The organism is Chamaesiphon sp. (assembly GCF_041737865.1).
In the GTDB taxonomy this organism is placed as follows: Bacteria; Cyanobacteriota; Cyanobacteriia; order Cyanobacteriales; family Chamaesiphonaceae; genus Chamaesiphon.
This window is the reverse complement of sequence record NZ_JBGSQZ010000299.1, coordinates 1-21793: the sequence shown is the minus strand read 5'-3', so window position 1 is coordinate 21793 and position 21793 is coordinate 1. Positions and strand designations below refer to the sequence as shown.

Annotated in this window: 14 protein-coding genes; 6 read left to right on the top strand and 8 right to left on the bottom strand. The window is 45.1% G+C overall.

The features are described from left to right. Window positions 1-31: 31 nt before the first annotated feature. Window positions 32-1216, bottom strand: coding sequence for an aspartate aminotransferase (locus ACEW9J_RS23210; protein ID WP_373547442.1), 1185 nt, complete (start codon window positions 1214-1216; stop codon window positions 32-34). Between the two features lie 203 nt (window positions 1217-1419). On the opposite strand from ACEW9J_RS23210, the gene ACEW9J_RS23205 reads away from it, so the two are divergent. Continuing rightward, window positions 1420-1971: a hypothetical protein gene (locus ACEW9J_RS23205; RefSeq protein ID WP_373547441.1), complete on the top strand. Its 552-nt coding sequence runs from the start codon at window positions 1420-1422 to the stop codon at window positions 1969-1971. A 222-nt stretch (window positions 1972-2193) separates the two neighbouring features. On the opposite strand, the gene ACEW9J_RS23200 is transcribed toward ACEW9J_RS23205, so the two are convergent. Continuing rightward, the gene (locus ACEW9J_RS23200; RefSeq protein WP_373547440.1) at window positions 2194-3780 is read right to left on the bottom strand and encodes a type II CAAX prenyl endopeptidase Rce1 family protein; all 1587 of its coding nucleotides are present in this window, start codon (window positions 3778-3780) and stop codon (window positions 2194-2196) included. A gap of 356 nt (window positions 3781-4136) precedes the next feature. Between ACEW9J_RS23200 and ACEW9J_RS23195 the strand changes: the two genes are divergently transcribed. After that, window positions 4137-4337 carry a hypothetical protein gene (locus ACEW9J_RS23195; protein WP_373547439.1) on the top strand — a complete coding sequence of 67 codons (201 nt, stop codon included), beginning with the start codon at window positions 4137-4139 and terminating at the stop codon, window positions 4335-4337. Window positions 4338-4361: 24 nt separating this feature from the next. Here the strand turns inward: ACEW9J_RS23195 and ACEW9J_RS23190 are convergent, their stop codons facing one another. The 6 genes from ACEW9J_RS23190 to ACEW9J_RS23165 form a co-directional block, all read right to left on the bottom strand. After that, window positions 4362-4691: a hypothetical protein gene (locus tag ACEW9J_RS23190; protein WP_373547438.1), complete on the bottom strand. Its 330-nt coding sequence runs from the start codon at window positions 4689-4691 to the stop codon at window positions 4362-4364. Between the two features lie 255 nt (window positions 4692-4946). After that, window positions 4947-5840, bottom strand: coding sequence for an ABC transporter permease (locus ACEW9J_RS23185; protein WP_373547437.1), 894 nt, complete (start codon window positions 5838-5840; stop codon window positions 4947-4949). 37 nt (window positions 5841-5877) lie between these two features. Further along, window positions 5878-6126 (bottom strand): transporter suffix domain-containing protein, encoded by a 249-nt coding sequence (locus ACEW9J_RS23180; RefSeq protein ID WP_373547436.1) that lies wholly within the window; start codon window positions 6124-6126, stop codon window positions 5878-5880. A 14-nt stretch (window positions 6127-6140) separates the two neighbouring features. Continuing rightward, window positions 6141-7160, bottom strand: a complete 1020-nt coding sequence (locus ACEW9J_RS23175; protein WP_373547457.1) for an ABC transporter ATP-binding protein — start codon at window positions 7158-7160, stop codon at window positions 6141-6143. A gap of 318 nt (window positions 7161-7478) precedes the next feature. After that, complete coding sequence (locus ACEW9J_RS23170) at window positions 7479-8420, bottom strand: phosphoribulokinase (protein ID WP_373547456.1); 942 nt, start codon at window positions 8418-8420, stop codon at window positions 7479-7481. 264 nt (window positions 8421-8684) lie between these two features. Further along, entirely contained in the window at window positions 8685-14792 is a 6108-nt protein-coding gene (locus ACEW9J_RS23165) for a translocation/assembly module TamB domain-containing protein (RefSeq protein ID WP_373547435.1), read from the bottom strand. Window positions 14793-15123: 331 nt separating this feature from the next. On the opposite strand from ACEW9J_RS23165, the gene ACEW9J_RS23160 reads away from it, so the two are divergent. The 4 genes from ACEW9J_RS23160 (at window position 15124) to ACEW9J_RS23145 (ending at window position 21440) form a co-directional block, all read left to right on the top strand. Continuing rightward, on the top strand, window positions 15124-15282 hold the full coding sequence (locus ACEW9J_RS23160; protein WP_373547434.1) for a hypothetical protein: 159 nt from the start codon (window positions 15124-15126) through the stop codon (window positions 15280-15282). 968 nt (window positions 15283-16250) lie between these two features. Continuing rightward, complete coding sequence (locus ACEW9J_RS23155) at window positions 16251-17558, top strand: hypothetical protein (RefSeq protein ID WP_373547433.1); 1308 nt, start codon at window positions 16251-16253, stop codon at window positions 17556-17558. 188 nt (window positions 17559-17746) lie between these two features. Beyond that, window positions 17747-20128, top strand: coding sequence for a hypothetical protein (locus ACEW9J_RS23150; RefSeq protein WP_373547432.1), 2382 nt, complete (start codon window positions 17747-17749; stop codon window positions 20126-20128). A 79-nt stretch (window positions 20129-20207) separates the two neighbouring features. Next, the gene (locus ACEW9J_RS23145; RefSeq protein ID WP_373547431.1) at window positions 20208-21440 is read left to right on the top strand and encodes a DUF790 family protein; all 1233 of its coding nucleotides are present in this window, start codon (window positions 20208-20210) and stop codon (window positions 21438-21440) included. The last annotated feature ends 353 nt before the right edge of the window (window positions 21441-21793 follow it).

Here is a 21793-nt window from a genome sequence, read left to right as displayed (position 1 = left end):
AATTTATGAATACCGATTCTCAGCCGATCTCTTACTCATAGCGAATTCCGGCAGATGTGAGTCGTTGAATTGCTTCGCCCAACCTGTCGAGATCGGCGATCAGACTGATTCTGACATATCCTTCGCCGCCAATCCCAAAGGCATTTCCAGGCGTGAAAACGACACCAGTTTTTTGGAGTACCATCAATGCAAAATCGGTAGAATTCCAACCGACAGCACAGGGAATCCACAGATACATGGTTGCTTTAGTGGGTTTGATTTTCCAACCCAATTTTGCTAACCCCTGAATCATAAAGTCACGACGTTCGCGGTAACGTAATTGCACTTTGGTAACATATTCGTCGGGTAGTTCTAGTGCAGTCTGAGCAGCCGTTTGGATGGCTGCAAAAATCCCGTAATCGAGGTTAGTTTTGAGGGTACGGAGTCCTTGGATGATCTGACTATTGCCAACGACAAAGCCGACACGCCAGCCCGCCATATTATAGGTTTTGGAGAGAGTATGGAACTCGACACCGATCTCCTTGGCACCAGGAATTTCTAGCAGACTGGTGGGCTTGTAGCCATCGAAGGCGAGTTCGGCGTAGCAGAGATCGTGAACTAATAAAATCTTGTATTCATGAGCAAAGGCGACGACATCTTCAAAGAAGGAGCGAGACGCAGTTGCTCCGGTGGGATTGCTGGGATAGTTGAAGAACAAAATTTTGGCTTTACGGGCGACATCTTCAGGAATATCGTTGAGGTCGATTTCCCAATCATTTTCTGGTTTGAGGATGATGTTATGGATTTTAGCACCTGCGATCGCTGGTCCCCGAAAGTGAACGGGATAGGCAGGGCTGGGTACTAAGACTGTATCGCCAGGATTGATGTAAGCTAGAGCTAGGTGTCCCAAGCCTTCCTTGGAGCCGAGCAAGGGTAGAGCCTCGCTATTGGGGTCGAGGGTAACACCATAGCGACGATGATACCATTTGGCGATCGCGCCTCGAAAGTTGGCAGTCCCTTCAAATGGAGGATAACCATGATTGCTGGCTTCCTCCAAGGCATCCTTGGCAGCGGCAATTACAGGTGCTGGCGCAGCACCATCGGGATTACCCATGCCTAAATCAATCAGATCTACTCCCTGACTGCGGGCATTGGCTTTGAGTTCTTCCAACCGAGCAAATACGTATTGGGGGAGTGATTGGAGGCGTTCGGCGGGAGCGATCCAGTCTAGTGTCATTGTCTATATGTTGATGTTCGATCGTTGGCACAACGTCTATTCGAGAAGAATCATCGCGAAGTGCGTGTCTCTAGAATATCAGATTCAACCGCTACTGGAGCCACGCCGATAAATTTACATCATGTAGCAACAGTTAATGAAGCAACTTTATCACTGTTCGATCGTCTTGAGCCTATATCTATCCCGTTTAGTCAAACATCGCCATGTCCAACCCGATCGTCATTCTAAGTAGCACTGGTACGATCGTGGCTACATTGATTATCTCTCAATTTTCCGTAGCTGCTCGACCGCAAAAGATCTTGGCTTGTGTAGATCCCCAACCGATAACCCAGCGGGTTGCTCTGACTCTTAAAGCTGATAAAAAAGTGGTGCAAGATCGCAAAACTGTCTACCAACCCATTGCTGGTAAAGCATCAGTTAAGCCTGGAGATATTATTAAATATACAGTTATCGCTAAAAATAATAGTCGTTGTTCGCTTAGAAATCTCGTCCTCAAACAACCAATTCCGAGGGGAACTAATTATATTAAAGATTCAGCCACAGCGGTTGATGGTGCTCAATTATTATTTAGTATCGATGGTGGCAAAACGTTTGTTGCTAAACCAATGGTGGGTGGCGAAGCAGCACCTGCGACTGCTTATAATTACCTACGATGGAAGTTTGCTGGCAAAATGAAACCTAAGGCTCAAGTCCAAACTACTTATGAGCTTCAAGTTAAGTCGCCAGAAGACGATCGCGCTCCGAGTAAGCCCTAATTGGCGTTGCTCGATTGCTGTAGGGACTTGGGGACTTGGGGCTAGATTGGTTTTAAACATTCACGATCGTACATCAATTTAGCAACGCCCCATAATTTAGCATCTCTCGATACTTATTGAAGTAATAAGTATCGAGAGATGCAATTATTTATCGGATAGATTATGTCTGCAACCTATCTGGTGAACATTGCCCACTGTCAACTATCAACTATCAACTATCAACTAATTACCACCGCCTAAGATAAATAAGCTAACTAAAGTACTGCTATTCCAAAGACTATGCAACAACATTGGGGCTAATAAATTGCGAGTACGAACATAGACTACGCCCAAGATAATACCGAGTGTTGTTAATGGCAGAATTTCTGATAAGCTCAGATGGGCAACGCCAAACAATAAACCACTAACGCCGATCGCACCCCAGGTAGGTAGATAGCGAGTCAAGGAAGGTAGCAGAAATCCCCGAAATAAGAATTCCTCAAATAGTGGTGCAGCGATCGCCGCAGTGGCAAAGAACAGCCATAGCGCGATCGAGTCTTTTCCTTCTAGGACAATTTGAAGCAGTGGATTACTACCACCTTGTCCCTGCCAAATCTTATCGTTGACTAATGACACCACAATGACGATCGGTGTCGCGACTAAATAACCGCCAATTCCCCACAGCAGCCAATTAGATTTCCAGTTAAATTTAAACCAATCTGGAGCTAATGGAAAGTAAGATTTAATCGAAAAATATAGTACACTAATCGCCAGTACAGACATCAAGGCATAGCTACTAAATACATAGATTCCTTGTCCTCTAGTAGTTAGTGTACCTGGATTGATAAATGCACTAAACACAACCGGAAGTAAAAACTGTCCGACGAAAAAGAAGCCGAGGACAAATACTTGCCAGACAATCTCCCAATCCCAGGGAGTTTCCCAAGTATCGATAGTTTCTAAAATAATGGCTGAGGATAATCGATCTGCTCGTTTCTGAACGCTCTCAATCGTAAATCTAATCGTGAAAAATATAATCAAACCGATACCAGCGATCGCAATTACTACGCGGGGGATTGTAATTAGGGCTAATTGAATTAAAGCATTTTTAGATTTTATTTGTTCTGTCAGATCGAGTTGTGCTAGTTTAGTGCGATCGCCCAAATCTGTATATAATTGCTGTGAGACTCGATCGCGAAACCAACCATCAAAATTAGCGGTAATTTCAGCTTCGATCTGTGGTGCTGTCTCTCGATTGATACCCGATGGTTGTCGCCAAATATCGATTAATGATGCTGCGATATTTTTAGATCTAGATTTGGTAGAATCGGCAATAGTTTGCCAAGTTGCGATCGCCTGCTCTGGTTGTTTTCGAGCTGCTTGCAAGATCCCGATCCGCAAGTCTATTTTATCGATTTCTGTCTGAGCTGAAGTAATTGTCTGGTTGACTAGATTAGTTTGGACTTTAAGAGCTTGTTGACTCTTGGTATCGGTAGCTGTGGCATCTGCTAGACTAGCCTTGAGTTTCTCGATCGCTGACACATCGCTCGCACGGGCACTTTCGTATTGCTCGGTGGCAGATTTGAGCAAACCTGTACCAACAATCGATGTCTGCAATGCACCCAATCCCTCGTCATCGCTAGTAGGTTTCCATTCCGATGCTACTAGCACGAGATTGGTTTGATACAGCTCGAATTTGCCTTGAATCTGGGGTCGATCGAGTGTGCCGATCAGTGAGAAAATTAGCTTGAATAGAATAAAAAGTGTCAGCACGCCGAGTACAATACGGCGGATAGATACAAAAGAGATGATTTGGCGATCGGGACTCATTAAAATGTCAGCTTAAATTTACAACCAGATCGTTATTATATGACGTTAACTCAAAAGTTTTCTTATCTTTTTAGCATTACTCTAGGTCTGAGTATCTTATTATATTTACTACGTGGTTTTGGAATCGTTACTTTTTTGCCAGGTGGCATATTGCTAGGATTAACGATCTTCGCAATTTTAACTTTCTTTATTTATAGTATTCTGATTACTCAGCGGTGATCTCATATCTTGCATCAGAACAAAGTTGCTAGTGTTGAGAGGGTAGAGGGTAGAGAGTAGAGGGTAGTTCTCAGGCAATAAGTGCTAGTTTGGTGCAAATTTCGTTAGCTTTTATGTAATGGTGCAAGATGTGAGTAATGACGATCGCGATCGCCATTTGGATCGGCGATCGCTGCTACTATCAGTGTTACTACCCGATCGACCACAAGCGGGGGAATTCAACATTTTGCTCGGATATTTCGCGCGGTGGTAACTGCTACTACTCCCTTCCCACTCAAGAAATAGACATCATGATTCACCATTCACCATTTACTCTCTACCCTAGATGTCTAATTTGACACTGGGAAGGAAGTAGATTGCGATTATTTAGGTGCAACGACTGGAGCTACATTAGTTTTATTGCTCCGTTCGCGCAATGCCCGTAGTTGAGAGGCGCGAAAATCTTCAGTAGCTGTATTTAGCTGCTCGCGCTGCTCTTTACTGTAATTAGGATTTATACTGCGGTTTAGTTGTGCTCGGTTGATCAGATCGAGCAATCCAGATGTATCGCCGCTATTAGCACGATTGAAGGGATCGCGGTTGTCGCCACTATTTCCAAAAGTGCTATTGTCATATTGAGCTGAGGCGATCGTGGGCATCAGGGAGACAGATAAGCCTAGTAGTAGACAGATGGGTGTGATGAATAGTTTCATAGCGGAGTACTCAAAGGGGTAAGGAGCGGGCAATTTTCCAGAGGATCGACTGAGCCGACATAAATGTCGTCTAATGGATGAAAGAAACTTTGGTTGAGTGTGTTGGGTTTCGCTGCTCTCAACCCAACCTACAGATCCTTGCTTAAAGCCAAGTTCAGCTAAGTGCCTTAGAAGAGGCAAAGCAAGGAACGAAAATGACTAATTATCGAGCAGATAGAGATTAGGATGTCTGAAATCCTTGGATAGTTCCGCAGATTAGGCTAGACGACGTTTTAACAGTGGTTGAATGGCTGTGAGGGTAAATGCAGCAAAACCAACTAAAATCAGCAGTGAGGTACCAAAAGAGACAGACCCCCAGGGTGCTACGAGGACGATACTACTTAGATCCCATTGCGGGTGATTGTACAAGTATCGGATTGGCTCGATCGCGTAGGTAAGAGGATTGAGAGATGCTACCATCTGCAACCATGGGGGCATAAATGTCAGCGGTGCCAATGCAGTACTAGCAAATAGTAGGGGCAGGTTAATTACAAAAATTACGGCAATTAGTTCGATATGTCCGGGGAGGGCGAAGGTGAACCCCAAACTCAATGCTGTGACGCCCAAAACTAGTAGCAAGATGATTAGGGCGATAACCCCTAAGCCTGCGATACTAGGTAAACCCGCACCCATTAGTGCATTGACACCAATAATCGCGGCTGTCTGGAGAAAGCTCAGGGCGACGATATAAATTGCTGAAGCTGCAACGATCGAATAACGAGATGCTAACGGCGCAACTAAGAGACGATTGAGAAAGCCAAACTCACGATCGAACATCACGGGCAATCCAGCGTTGAGTGCGCCGACAAAGGCGGTAAATACAATCAAGCCCGCGCCCAAAAATTGTCCGTAGCTCAAGTCATTACCCATCATCCCTTTAGGTGCATTCTGAAATAATGCGCCAAATAGCACAAGCCACATCAACGGCTGCACGATCCCCGCAATCAGAGTTGAAGGACGACGTTGGAGTTGGATAAATAGCCGTTTTGTCAGGGCTAAGGTTTCCTGAATAAAGTCAGCAAGCCCATCCGATTGGAGTGGTTCGCGCGATCGAAGGCGATCGCTTGGTTGGAGGTTTATAGATGTGGAAGTGTCGATCGTACCGCTCATTGTAGGGTTGTGGTAAATGATGATGGGTGAATTTTGGTTATCTTCTGTGGGTAACTCTTTGCCACCAGGAGTATGGATTGAACTGACGACGGTAACGATGGGCTTGTTTACCCGCTAGCAGTATGCCCAGCCAGAAGAGGACTTCGCTAATTATGACTAAACTAGCTGTAGAGATCGCTTTTTGGGCGATCGATAAGGGGAGAATGGGGACGAAGAGGATCGCCGCCCATAATAGGCAAGAAGTGAGGATGAGCAATAGCCCTAGCTTGGAATAAATCGCTCTCACTGACTTTTTTGCCCCTAGCGCATACTTTGTTTTTGCTCGGCTTTGAAATCGCGACTGCTAGCAGCACTGAGTTCGGCATCGAGGAGAGTTTTACCTGTAGCGGCTAGATAGACATCATCCAAGCTCGGACGCGATTGAGAGATCCCAAAGATCGGGATTCCCGCCGTCTGAAGTGACTGTTGGATCGTCATCAGGACATCCCGATCTGGTGTAACTACCAAGTTGAGGGAGTTTGCCGAAGTAGCATTGACTATCGCTGCTTGGACGCATGGTAGTTCGCTCAACATTTTTTGAGCTGTTTCGGCTTCTGATAAAGGTGTAAACTCGCGAATGCGGAGCGTAATCCGATCGCCACCTAACTTATTTTTCAGCGCGGCTGGCGTACCTTCAGCGATTACCAATCCGCGATCGATAATGCCAACGCGATCCGCCAGCGCATCTACTTCTTCGAGATAATGACTGGTAATGAGGATCGTCGTTCCACTCGCTCGGAGCTGACGCAAAAAATCCCAGACAACTACGCGACTCTCAATATCCAACCCGACAGTTGGCTCATCTAAGACGAGGACTTCGGGCTGGTGAAGTAATCCCGCCGCCAAGTCGATCCGCCGTTTCAATCCGCCGGAGTAGGTGCCTGTCTTTTTATCGGCATAGCTTTGTAAGTCTAGTACCTCAAGTAGTACCTCAATCCGTTGTCTGGCTTCCGCCTTGGGGATATGATAGAGTGCGGCTTGAAGTTCGAGCAACTCCCGACCCGTGAGGATTTTGTCGAGAGCGACTTCTTGAGCGACGTAACCGAGTCTTTTCCTGGCTTCACGGGGCTGTTCTAGCACAGAAATACCCCCAATCTCGATCGTGCCACTATCGGGCTTGGCGAGGGTACACAAGCAGCGAATGGTAGTAGTTTTACCTGCACCATTGGGGCCGAGCAAACCAAAAATTTCGCCGCGTTCGACTTGGAAAGATACGTCTTTGACCGCCGGAACGGTGCCGTAGCTTTTGCACAGATTTTGAATACTTACAGCGGCTGCCATCATCTATCTCTGATTATGGACAAATTGGAGCTAAGGTATCGATCGGCATTAACCGAACGATCGATCATCTAGCTATTACTTATATGTTAACAATTTCCGTCAGTTGGCGGGAAATTTTAGCGGCGATTACTTTTGATAATGCAAAGCTCAATCCCCACACCCAAAACTTCGCGATCTCGATTCGCTGTCAACTGTAACGATCCCAAATCAGATCCTTGGTATCAAATACTGGTGCTCATGTGGCAGCAGCCTAACACACCCTACATCCATATAGCTTTTCATTTAGGATTGCTATATCAACTATCAACTATCAACTATTTACTGATGCGCCTGAGTGGCTTTGAGCATGTAATGAGTAATCAGTAATTGAGTCAAAGCCAGTGGATAGCTTTGGAGTGTCTCTCCGGTTGTCCCAGTAATTGCTCCTAGAGTTGGATTAGCATCACGATCGCAGACTTGAAGTAGATCCGGCATGTCAGCACAAATTATCTGCTCTAGCCGCCTAATATTCTCATAAGTCGCATGACTATCGACTTCTAGCACGTCAACAGGCTTACCCATATCGCGATCTAAATTCAACCGAATAGCTGGGGGCAGATCTCCATCATCTGATACTAAAACAGCACTCAGATCTGGATGTGAAATTGTCGGTCTCAACACGAGTCGGACATTTAAGAGCGAATTACTTAGATCCGATTCATGACTGGATGGATAAAAGCTGACAACCAAGTCCGCCCATTGACGCTGGGGACGAATGAATTGCGCCGAGTCTGGTTCCCGCTTTTGAAGTTCGGTCACAACTTGTGCTTGGGTATAGCCACGCTTGAGAGTATCGCGTTGAATCTTCCATATCGTCCGTAGCGACTCTGGTGGGGCGAGATATACCTTGACATCGTAGCAATCGCGGACTCCAGGGGTAGAGTAGCCGAGCAATCCCTCGACGATGACAAACTTATTGGGCTTGACATATTGGGGTGCATCAAAAGTACCCGTTGTATGACTGTAAATTGGTTTGAGAATTGGTTGTCCGTTGCGGAGCAGGGCTAGATGCTGCTGCATGATGTCGAGGTAGTTGCAGTCGGGATGGAGAGCTGTAATACTCAGTTCTGCCCGCTGAATGCGATCGTACCGATGGTAATCATCGGTACCGATAACGGTGACATTTTCTGCACCGAGAATTTGAGCGATGCCCCTAGTTAGCGTTGTTTTGCCCGCCGCGCTATCGCCGACGATACCTAGGATGATAGGACGATCGCTCATGATGTTAATCTTTGTATTAGTGTAATTTATTGCTAATCGCTCGATCGGTTGTTGGTACTGTCGATTTTCATTCCGACAGGCTTTGCCAACGAACATCATCACTCGATCGATCTCATAATATTCTGCATTAATGGTTTTGACTAGCGATCGATCGGAGTCTATTCTCTTCGGTGCGTTACGCTGACGCGATAACATACCCTACGATATTCTGAAAAATCGAATAGGATTGCTATATTAACTATCAACTATCAATTATCAACTAATTCAAAATCTTTGTTCAAATTCCACAATCGCCCGATTTTCACCATAGAGATTGGTAGAACCTCGAAGCAAAATCTGGTCGTTGACGCGATAGCGAATACTATAAAATGGTGATTCACTATTGGTGAGAATTTTAAAAACCGATGCAGAGACTCTGGGCGTGATGTCTGCGCCGATTTCCGCAGCGATGCCGAGAGTAGAAGCACTACTATTTTTCAAGTCTTTGGTAATCGTCGGGAACAGCCGAAAATCACTCAGGCTGAGGACATCGCTCAGGCGATCTTGAATGCTATTAAGGAGATTAGAACTGGCGAGGCTAATCACTCCCAATCCGAGATCGCCCCCTGAGGTTAGGCGTTCGGCTAATGCACCACCGAGGAGGAGGACGATTTCTGGTTGGGTGCGCGCAGGTGTACTGGTAAGTTCGAGTCGTTGGGTAATTTGACTGGCTAATCCCGCGATGCGGGCTTCTACTTGGACGGTTTGGACGGAACCGAGGCTGGTGGTATAAAAGTCAGCAGGGCGATTGATTTCACCATTTACAGTATTCCGGGAGTTATTTCTTTGAGCTAGAGGATTTGAGGCACTTTCTAGAGTTTTGGCATTAAGGGTGATGTTGAGGACGGGATCTGCGCCCAAGGTGGGGAAGAAGTCGGCTGTCTGATCCCCACTAGCGAGACGAAATTGGGTGGTAAACAGATTGACGGCACCTTTTTGCAGTTTAACTTGTCCGAAGGGGCGAGGGTTCTCTATGGTGCCATCGATGTCTATTTTGCCAGTAGCAAGGAAATTCAGAATCGGCGCACGAGTGATTTGGAGGTTGTCACCTAGAGTCACCTGGAGTTTGCGGAGTTGCAGTGCTTTAGGATTGGGTGCGGCGGGGGTTACTGGCTGGATGCCCAGAACTGTGCTAGTTGTGGTACTAGCTGGATCTGGCAAGAAAACTTGCCCGTTACTGAGTTGGACATTTCCAGTCAGGATTGGGTTGAGGGCGGTACCGAGAACTGTCAGTTTGCCATTGATATCACCTTTATATTTCTGTTTGAGATCGACTGCGATGCCGCTCATTTGAATCCCAAGCTGTTTGCTCGGTTCGATCGAAAATGAGTCAGAAATCGGGATGATTCCGGCGACAGCAACTTGTCCGCGCTTAAATTTCCCAGTTAATTTTTGCACATCTATTCGATCGAAATCAAAGACAATTTCACCGTTAATATCGGTTAAAGGTTCGGGCAAAGCAATACTTTGAATTCTACCTTGGCTAATATTCGCTGTTCCACTCGCCGACAGACTTTCAGGTTCGCCATTCGGCTTCATTTTGCCATCGATCCTGAGGGCGATTTTACCCTGTCCATCGAGCCATTGTAGTTGTTGTTGACTCAAGACATCCAGGATTTGTAAACCCTGATTTTGCAAACTTAAATCGACTTTGATTTCATTACTTGCAGGTGGCTTGAGGGAGAATGGCAATTGGTAGGGGATACTCCCAGTAATTTTAATCCGATCTTCTCGTGCGACGATCGGTCGATCGGCGAAAGTGGCATCGCTGAGAAAATTTAGTCGTCCATCCCAGTAATTAAAGCTACCTGTGGCATCTTGCAGTTTTGTCTGGTTCAGTTGTCCGTTAGTGAGTGAGATTTCACCGCTGGCGCGAGGATTGGCCAGATTACCACTGATTTGAGCCGAGAGGTTGATGCCACCCCGAATATCTATAGGGATGTTGGTGAGGCTGGTTAGTGACTCTACGGGGAAGTTCTGGACGGTTACTTTGGCATTTTGGTTATCGGCTCCAAAGTCTCCAGCGATGGCGATTTGGCTGTCTTTGATGGTGAGGTTGAGGGGATCGAACCGTAGTTTACCATTGCGCCAGTTGCCTCTAGCGAGAATGCGATCGAGAGCGTAGCGTTCTAGTTGCCAGTCGCTACCGACGAGATCGAAATTACTACTGAGTCCAGCTTTGGGATTGTTGGCGATCTCGATATTGCCGCTAAAGTTTCCCTGCAAATTACCGAAGTCGGGGACAGTCATCTTTTCCTGCTGGCGATCTGTTTCTCGGTTCAACCACCGTCTGAGTTCTGAGAGCCGCCGTAGCTCGTTGTAGAGGGGTTGTGGACGATTGGCGATTTTTTCGGTTTGGGCGTTGAGATCGGCTGCTGTACCGTATTTACGCCGATTGAATGGGACGAACAGATCGTTGGTGCTAAAAATTTGGAGTAAATTGCGGATATCTTCAATATTGCCGCTGGGGACTTGAAGTTTGGCTTGGAATGTGGGTGTGCTGGCTCCAGGTGTCAGACTAGCATCGATAACACGGTAGATATTTGCGCCGCGTTGCAGCTCGGTATTGTTGAGAGCGATTTGTCCATTAGCATAGCGGAAATTGGCAAGTAATCGATCGCCGCCAAAGGCACCAAAGGTAGGATTGGTAATTTCCAACTCTGTGCCAGTTACTTGGTAATCAGCCAAATTTACGTCTAAATTACCCTTCGCAATACCATCAAATCGATAAGCTTGAATTCCCGCACTTTTAGGAATAAATGGTTGTAATAAAGAGAGCGGTAATCGTTCGAGATCGATCGCGAGTCGCTTACCATTGACATTTCCTGTGGCGGCGATCTGTTGCTGTTGAATATCGAAACTTCGAGGCTGTAAATTGCGATCGAGTGATAGTGCCAATCGATCGGTTTTGCCAGTAAAAGCGATATCTACACCTTGTCCAGGATTTGCTTGAATATTCCCAATCAAGTTGCGATCGAATTTTAGCATTCCAACTTGGAGGTTAGTTAATTTTGTTTGCCCTAATACTTGGAGATTGGCGAGATTATTATTGAGTAAATCGCCACCAATCTGCCAGTCAGCACTCAGTTGTCCGGTTAATCGATTTTGGCTGGGAGCGGCTGCACGGATTGTCTCGCTAAGATTTTCTGGCGTAAATTTTGCCAGTTCGCCAATATTTAACCGTTCGACAATAACTTTACTCTGCCACTTACCATTATTGACAGCTAGATTGTTTACTCGAATATTACCGCCGAGGATACTTTTAATCTGTCCATTACCACTAGCTTCGATCTTGCCTAATTCTGGATAGTTGAGGTTTCCCGCCGCGCGAAAGTTACCAAATAATAATCCAGATTGAATTGGTGCTGGTATTTGGTTGACTAAGCCCAATTTGAATCCACGAAAAGCTAAATCGCTCTCCCATTGTCCAGTCCTAAGTTTGACATTACTTGCGCCAATTTCGCCGCCGTTTGTTAAAGCTAATTTACCATTACCACTAGCTTGAATTGCCGTTGGTGTTAATCGATCGATATTTCCAGCGACATTAAAATTACCAGTGATTTTACCTGCTTGCAATTGGGGTGATAATTGGGTATTAATACTTCCTAGTCTAAAATTAACGATCGCGAGATTACTCGAAAATTTCCCGCGATCTAGTTTTAAATTATTGGCACGTACTTTGCCATCAGCTAGGTTCAGTTCGCCATTACCAGATACCTGCAACCGAGCGGGACTAAATTTTAATAAGTCTCCTGACGCATCAAAATTACCACTGAGTTTTGCTGCTGTAAATCCAGTAGGAACGATATCGGTTACATTACCCAACTTTAATCGATCGATCCCAAAATTACCGCGCCATTTACCTGCTTTAACTTCTAGATTTCGAGCGATAATAAAACCATCAGCTAAACTCAATTTACCACTACCGATCGCTGTAATCGCTTGCGGCTTGAGCGATTTTAGATTTCCAGCAACGGCTACACTACCATCGAGCCTAGCCTTTCTAAATTTTAAAGGTATTTCAGGAGCTAAATCGCCGATAACTAATGATGTCGATTGCAAATTTCCCTGGAACTTACCTCGATCGATCTGTAAGTTATTACCAACAACTTTACCCTGAGGTAAATCGATCGTACCCACGCCCGAACCTCGGATTGATTCAGGTGCAAACGATCGAACATTGCCTGCGAGGTTGAACCTGCCATTGAGTTGCCCAGCAATTTGAGGGTTGAACTCAGATAGCTGAACATTTTTGGTAGTAAATATGCCAGCCCAATCACCGTTAGTAACAGTCAAATTATCTGAATAAATTTCTCCAGACTTTAACTTGATTTTCCCTTGCCCTCGAACTAAAATATTCTTAGGGTCGGTTGTCTTTAAGCTATTGCCACTTAGATTAAAATTTCCGGTGACTGTACTTAGAGGTAGACGATTTCCAGCTAATCCATTAGGCGATATGATTCGATCGAGAGCTACACTACTACTGACATTAGCCTGCCATTTACCTCGATCGATCTTAAATTTATTAGCTGTAACTTGCCCAGCGGGTAACTGTAAATTTAACTGTCCTTGTGCTTGAATGCGATCGATATCTAAGTCATTATTCAAGCCCTCAGCCTGAATAGTTCCACCTAATTTCCCACCATAGTTGGCGGCTAAATTTATTCCACCAATTTTGGCTAATTTCTGAGTATCTAAATTCTGTGGTTGTAGATCGAGCCGCCAATTAGTTTTCGTTACTTCCCCCGTCGCACTCACCTTCCCCCCAGCCGCTAGGAGAGTAGCACCACGCACGATCGTTTTCCCTTGCGGCGTAATCTGGAGATCCGTACTGAGGGGATAAGTAGCTTGAGGTGCATCAACCCGCAGATTGGTATATATATCGGCTCCAGTGCCCCCGATCGTCCCTCGCACCGAAGTATTACCGATTTTTAGCTGCGAGGGCAATTTAGCACCGTACAGCCGACTCAGGACATCTCCAGGGAGACGATCGCCCTGTACCTGAAAGCGCGTTTGCGGAGTTTTTAAAAGCTGGATTTCCCCTTGAGCCGTAACTTTTCCACCTAGTTTCGGTTGAGCGATCGCATCTAATGTAATCCGCCCATCCGCCAATCTAAAGTTACCATTAACACGATCGATTTGGACGCGATCGACTTGACTGATTTGGCTATTATTAAACCTTCCTGCTAAGATCGGACGATCCAATTTACCCGTTAATTGTAACTGAGCAACTACGGCACCAGCCAGCGGAAAAGGTGACTTGACATCGATACTCTTAAAAACATCTATTAAAGGTACAGATCCAGTTTTGGCATTAATATTAAAACCCGTATTGTAATTGAGATTACCATTAATCAATCCAGCTACGCGATCGTATTTACCTGTGACATTATTGAGACCGATCTCGCTCTCTGATATTTTAACAAAGCCGTTAATCTCATCTAAACTACGCGGCACACGATCGACAACTATTTTGCCATTATGTACTAATAAATTACTATTAACTCGCAGGTATTTTTGAGGTTGAACTGCGATCTGCGCCTCACCATCTACAGTCCCCTGCAAGACTTCAACTTGAGGGATTTTGACAACTTGAGTTGCGGCGGCGGCATCTAGTTGTTGCCCCTTGACTAGTAGCTGTGTCTCACCATTAGCGATCTTACTATTACCACTAATCTGTACCTGTCCGCTCTGATTAAACCGAGCATCACCACGATAACTAACTCGATCCTGACTATCAGTAACATCAGCCTGAAGATTGAGCTTACTAATAGTAATCGGTTGAGGATACTGACGATAAGGAACGATCGTCACCTGCGCCCCATCAAGCTGAACTTTCCCAACTTCAATTTTAATCGGTGACGGCGGATTTTTATCTTGTTTGGGAATATTTATCCAATTCCCTTGAGCATTTTGAGAAATACTCAGACGAGGATTGACTAACCGAATGTCTAATTTTAATGTTCGATCGAGTAATAGTTTAAACGGGTTAAAATTAACAATAACCTGCGGCACTTCTAGCTGAGTCAAGTCATTACCATTAACCGGAATCTTAGTATTGCCTAGACTAATCTCATTGAGCCAAATATCTTCAATCTTGCCCAAATCGATCGGACGTTTGAGACTCTTGGTGAGTTCTTGAGCTACCAGCGGCGTGAGATGACGTTTTGCCCACCATTGCCCAAAGCCGATCCCAACTATTAACAACAAGAATAAGCCCAAACCAATGACGCTGCCAGTTTTTAGAAACAACTTCAGCCAGCGACGGGAGCTATGTGATGAATTATTTGTCAATGTAGGCTGGGTAGATCCGGCGTTGGGATTGGCTTTCACTCTTGGCTCGACTTCTATATTTAAGTATAAATGCGATCGATAATTACATTAACTCTTGGCTAGCACGTAGTTGAATTTGCCGAAGCTACAATCCGCTACGCGAACGTGTGGACAGATCGACTAGATTGACTTCCTACTTAGATATTGTGCCCAATGTTAACATTCGATCGCCATTTTTTTGATGGCACGCCACTATGAGTAGAAAATCACTAGTGGAGATGGAACTATAGTACTGTATTTAGAGTCTATGATTAGACCTACCTCAAGCTGTGTGATAGCGTTCGCGTATCGGCCATAGCGGATATATATCTTGAATGCTATCGCGATTGAGATGTTCCGTTCCTCACCAATCGATTTGACAAGCCGAATCCGAACGAAACCATCCCGCAGTCCCGATGAAATTTACCTACGCATCATCATCCCCAGCCTCAGTAAAGGTGTGCGGATTTTGGCTAGGGCACCAGATGGCTGCATGACGATCGATCTATAGCGATCCTAAATGGTTGCTTAGATTTAACTATTATGTCCTAGTTTTGTCCTGACCGAGCCACTGCTGACGATCGTCCGTAATTGCGATTCTAGATATTGTAGTTAGTAAAATACCATCAGCCTAATCGTAGATTGCCGATCTCTAATGCGGATGAGCGGACGATCGAATGAAAGTCAATCCTGGGTTCATACCACTGTCTGGTTATCAAAATGAGGCTTTGTCCCTCACCCAAATCCTCCACCTTCACTCGCACTAACAGCCGAAAACATCCGATTTATTTAATTTTTGTAGAATAAAACACTGAATAAAAATGACTAAATTATACTAAAGATGCTGGTGCTTACTGAGGACATAACTTTTTGAGAGCGCGATGTCATCAGGGATGTGACTAGCCTCACGTCATAGCATAAGTGGCATGTGACAATTATTGAGTTCGTATAGCTTAATACTAAACCCAATAATTCAATCATAATGTGCAAATATCCAACAGATTATTCAGCCAGATAGCTTAATTTGCTTGAGAATAGAAAATATCTATCAGCCTAATAACACAAATAGCTACACAGCTATTGTCAATTTTTTGAAGTAGTCGTATGATGAATTTAATGAAATATTTGCATCAACATTCAAAAAATCATCTCATCGATAATTATTGCAAATTGATGAGTTCAATCCTCAGAGTGTGTTGCTAGGGTTTATAAATAGCCAGTTTTGACACAATGATATTAAGGGTATTCTATCATTTAGATCGAAATTGAAAATGTATTCTATTACTTGCTGCACTGGTTGTTTGCTGAGTACTAGATTGCAGTGGTGTTTATAAAAAACTCGCCAACCTTATCGATCTAAACGGTCGCTAAGTTGGCACTTAGCAACCGTTATTCTGAAGCGATTTGTTGACGAGCCAAATTTCAAATAAAACTTGTTACGGATTGTACACTAATTACTGCAAAAAAGGAAACTCGGACATGATGAATTTTGCATCTAAACTTACCTTAGCTCTTGCGGCTGGTTCTATTTTCTTGCCCCTAGCGGCTCAGGCTTTACCTGCGACCACTGGTAGTACTGCTGCTGCTGTATCGATCAAGTTTGATGGTAGTTCCACTAGCGGCGGTCTATCGATCGTGCCTGGTGGCAGTGCAACTGGGACTGGATCGAGTGGCGTGCGCGAACTCTCCGCTGCTGTGGCAACTGGTGAAACAGAAGCTACTGCTAACTCTGCGACGATCTCTGCTGGTCCTTTGGCTGGTACTACTGCTAATGCCCGAGGTTTTAGCCAACCAGTAACCTTCACGTATCTGAACACCAGCGATGTCAGCAAAAAATACGATACTTCCGATCGGGTTGATTTCAACACGCGTCAGGATAACAAGTCGGACACGTTAGCTACCACCACCAAAAACACTAACTACGACAACTATAGCAATGTCACCGCCAGTGATGTCAAAACGGCTACTAACAACCTCACTGACGTCAAAGAGGCAGTTAACAATCTATCCGATGTCAAAACGGCTACTAACAACCTCAACGATGTCAAAGAGGCAGTTAACAATCTATCCGATGTCAAGTCGGCTGTTAACAACGCTACCAACAATGCTAGTACTCAGCCTTATGCTACCGATACCAAATCTGGTAACGTCTATGCCAACGACATCAAATCGACAACCAACAACCTTTCAGATGTCAAAGCTACTACCGACGGTAGCAGCGTTGGTACCAGTGGTGGTAGCGGTAGCTCTAGCATGGCTGCTAGCAACGTTGCGGCAGGTAATACTTCCAACAGTGCTAATGGTACTGCAACTAGTGGCGGCACCACCAAGACTACAGATAGTAACTTCAAAACCAACAACAACACAGCTAGTAATGTCAACAGTGGCAACGTTACTGCTAGCGATGTCACCAGTGGCAATACGACCAGCAATCGTGTAAATAGCAATAACAACACCGATAGCAACCTTGCTACCAACAACAACACCACTAGCAGCCTACGCACCAACAACAACACCACTAGCAACCTTGCTACCAACAACAACACCAATAGCAACCTACGCACCAACAACAACACCACTAGCAATGTCGCTAGTGGTAATCTGACCACCAGCGTAGGCGGCAACAATGACAATACTCGCATGAGTGATGTCAATAGCCAAAGCGGTACTACAACTAACAACACGCTCAAGACTACCAACGCGTTGGATACTACTAACAACAAAGTTCAGTACACCTACACTGGGTCTGCGGCTGGTTTATCCTTCATTCCTTTGAACAATAAATAGTATTAATAAAAGTTAGCTACTAGCTCCTAGCGATCGCATCTAACTTTTATCGACACTAATCAAAAAATTATCCATCTCTGGTTGATTTCGACGCAGACAACGCTGACGGAACTAACGGGGATGGGTATTTTTTCCGAAATCGGTGGCATCTCTGAAAAAGAGAATCAATTGTTGGAGTAATGTCGCTCGTGATGTATTTACAATTACTTGCTTATTTCAAAACTAAATCTAAATTAACCTACTGTGGCATTGCGATCGCAGGTTGGTATTTTTTTGCGCTCAGTGGGAGTGCGATGGCTCAGACATCAGCAACAGAGCCAGCAAAAGACTGGTTTGAGGATACTACGTCCTCAGAAATATTTGCCAGTGCCACTAGAAACGATCGGGGTATAGTTGGTGAAGATAGAATAAATCGTCCCGATCGTCTACCAGGATTAGTTGCTCAAGTAACGGCTCCTTTGCCCGTAACTTTGCCCATTATTATCTCTCCCAATCTCTTCCCTGGATTAATACCACCCAGCAATCCGATCGTCGTGCCGATTAATTCCGTGCTGACACCGGAGCTAATTTTTGCACCAAACAATACTCCCTCAGTTCCATCATCAAACGCACCCGTTGCACCCAAGCCAGAATCGAATAGAGATCCACGCTTTATTATTGCGCCCCAAGCTGTAGACCCCAAAGTAGTAGATCCATTTTCCACCCAATTTGTGCTGAACGGGAATAAGGTTTCACACTTTACCACCACAGTAGTAACAGCAGGATTTGAATCTGGGAACTTTCGCAATACCGATCTGAGCTTCGATCTCTATCGGCTGATTGGCGTCAAGAACATCCAAAGTGTCACCGCAGATCGAGTGGTGCGAGTAAATACCCAAATTGAAGTGGCGGGAATCCGCAGTGTTGTCCAACGTCAGGACATTTCAGTATCCGTCGCTCAACCCCAAACCTTGCTAGGAGTTCGCCAACAAATTAGCCTAGATGCCAACTGTTTGGATGGCTCAGGGCGAACCTGTACTTATTTACCTGGAGTCAAAATCGACGAGAGCATCATCGATTCGCGTAAATTGCAACCAACAGGTGCAAATATTACCTCGCAATATGGGGATGTTATCTCTCCAGCATCGGTTGCGGCAATTCGAGAGCCAGGATTTCAGGGTGGTGCTAATGGTGAGAATTTTGGGATTGACTTGTATATCCCAGCAATCGGTTTAATTACGCCCCCGCCAGGTTCGCCCCCACCAGTTTTGAATGGGGAGCGAAGGGAAACTTTTAGTAGTGGGGTGGCGGTTAATTACACCCGGATGAACCAAAATTTTGCTACCAATGGTGTCGAATCGACATTGGGGCGGACGATTCGATCGCTCAATTATATTAATGGCGATCGCAATCAATTGGCAAATGCCTTGACTAGCGCGATCGGTCAAATATTACCAGAATTTCAACAGAGTATCGCTCCAGGCAAGGCTGGAGCGCAGATCGTCGTCAATCCCAACTTGTATCGAGCGGCAAATGCCCTGCGGATTCCCGACAATAGCCTGACTACTTACCAAGCGGGTACTGGCTATGCTGCCAGTTTCGGCTCCGATCCCAAAGTCCCACCTGGAGCCAGTCACCAAGCGATTTGGGTAGGGATGTCCCCAGTTGTCGAGCGCGAATTTTCGCGAGATTATTACTACATCACACTCCGAGAGCCGCGGATCGTGGCGAGTGGTGGTGGGGAAGGCGGAAATGTCCCCGTCGCTGTCAATCTCAATAACTTTGGCTTTAATTCTAGCGGCTTGCAAAATGCCTACGGGCAAGGATATGTGACGGTATACAATCGGGATGTCTCTAGGGTGGATACCGATACCATCCGCCAGCACACGGATTACTATCCGCACATCAGTTTTACAGGTGCAAATTTAACTGAAAATACCCTCTGGCGGTATTATACTGGGGCGATCGTCAATGCGGGCTTTCAACCCAAGACTACCTCAAATATTAAAGCTTATGTCGGTACTGACTACGCAGTTGTCAATCCACGCGGCTTGAGTTTTGGGTTGGGTGGCATCGGCTATCTCAATCCCGATCCTGAATATTCTAGTCAACTCAATGCCAATGCCAGTCAATCGATCGGGATCGGTGCCAATCCTCGCAATAATCTAGTCTTTGGATTCAATGCTAATTATATCGTCGATGGCTCGATTACGATTCAATCTCTCCCCATCCGTGCCACCCAGAGCTTTGTTAATGCCGGAATAGCCTTCAACTTTGGTGATATCTCCATTGGTGGTACCCAGTTTTTTGGCAATTTACTACCAGAGTCAGTCGAAAATAAAACGATCTTTAATGTTAGCTGGAAAGTTACCGACAGGCTCAAAGTTGGTGGATTTATGAGCGCGTTCGATCGCAATATTTCCACCAATCCTTTTGGGGCAAGTTTAAGTTACGATCTAGATCCCAACTCTAATTCGGCAATATACTTAGGCTGGAATGCCGCAGAGATTGATTTCCGTCGCACCCTCGGCCCAACTGCCAATGTATATAAGGATAATACTTTGAGTGTATCGCTTAGATATGGATTTTAAACAGTTGACAGTGGACAGTCGACCGAGAAGTTGTGAGAGCGATGAGATACTATTTAATTATCGATTATCAATTAATTAAATGTTACCTGGCGATCTCCTGATCTATCGATATAATGGCGAATCGATCGTCCCCAAGCGCATTGAAATCGACGCGCACCATGTCCAGATGGCGATCGAGATTATCGACTGCTTCACGTCCGTTGTGGGTGGTACTCAAGGACAACTCGATGAGATGCTCCTGCACCTAGAAGGTGATAGTCCCGACTTTCGCGTCAAGCGGGGATTTGCCCATCTGCTCAAGAGTCAAACCTTTAGTAACTTTGAGGTTGTTAGCCCCCTCCAACCGTCCGAACTACGCGAACGCGTCTACGCACTCTCAGCGATTTCTAGCCCCAGTGTCGAGCATAGTAAAAGCACGCTCGCCACACTTGCCAGTAATCTTTCCCAAGAATTGAGCACCGAAATAATTCCCGCCCAAATTACCCAAGGCTTGTATGCAGATTTACCTGAAAATCGGATTTTGACCGAGTTTACCGCACCCGATCCGATCGCCCTAATTCATCGTTACAATCTCTCCCAAGTTCAGGGAGTATTCTATCGCGCCAGCGAACTAACTATCAACGCTCATCGGAATGTCCCTGGACAATACAAGCTGTTATTTCGCTATTTGAAATTGTTTCAATTGATGACATATATCGAAGGTGATGCCGATACTGGATTTACAATTAAAGTGGATGGCCCGACGAGTTTATTCAAAGCTAGTACACGATATGGACTCGCGATCGCCAAACTAATTCCGGCAATTTTGCACGTCACAAAATGGAGTCTGAGCGCAACCCTTCAAACCAAAGATTTTTATACCGGAAATATTAAAGTCGGGCGTTATAATCTCACAGACAAATGCGGACTAGAAACCCACTACCCGCCTGAAAAATCCTATGACAGTATGCTCGAAGCGAGTTTTGCCGATCGCTGGGACAAGCTCAAAACTGAGTGGATACTAGAACGCGAAGTAAATTTACTTCCCATTCCTGGGAGTGTGATGATTCCTGATTTCCGATTGGTTCATCCCGACGGACGCGATTATATCTTAGAAATTGTCGGTTATTGGCGACCGGAATATTTGCAAAAGAAATTCGCTCAAGTCCACAAGTCTGGCTGTAAGAATCTGATCTTAGCCATCTCAGAACGGTTGAATTTAGATAAGGCTGGATTGAATGCTAACGATCTACCTTGTGAAGTAATCTGGTTTAAGGATAAACTTTTACCTAAATCAGTATTAGAAGTCATCGATGCTAAACAGTTGATATAGCAATCCTAAATTATCAGCTATGTTGATGTAGGGTGTGTTAGGCTTCAGCCGTAACGCACCAGGATCGATACCCTGCTTAGTTGATAGTTGACAGTGAAGTTGCGAGAAATGCGATTTAGATTTCTGATTTTAGTTAAAAGAGTCGCTCTTGACTCTTAATATATTTTTTTACTCGATCGAATCAACCATTAGATCCCTTTTTGAATGCTCCTGGCAGGGTGGTTTCATACACCGGAAGAAAAATGAGGATAGACTAAGTTACCTCACAAAGGAAATTAGTCTAAATGCTCCTCACAGAACAATTAAAGCAAATACCAGACCATCGGAAAGCAAAAGGCAAGAAATATTCATTA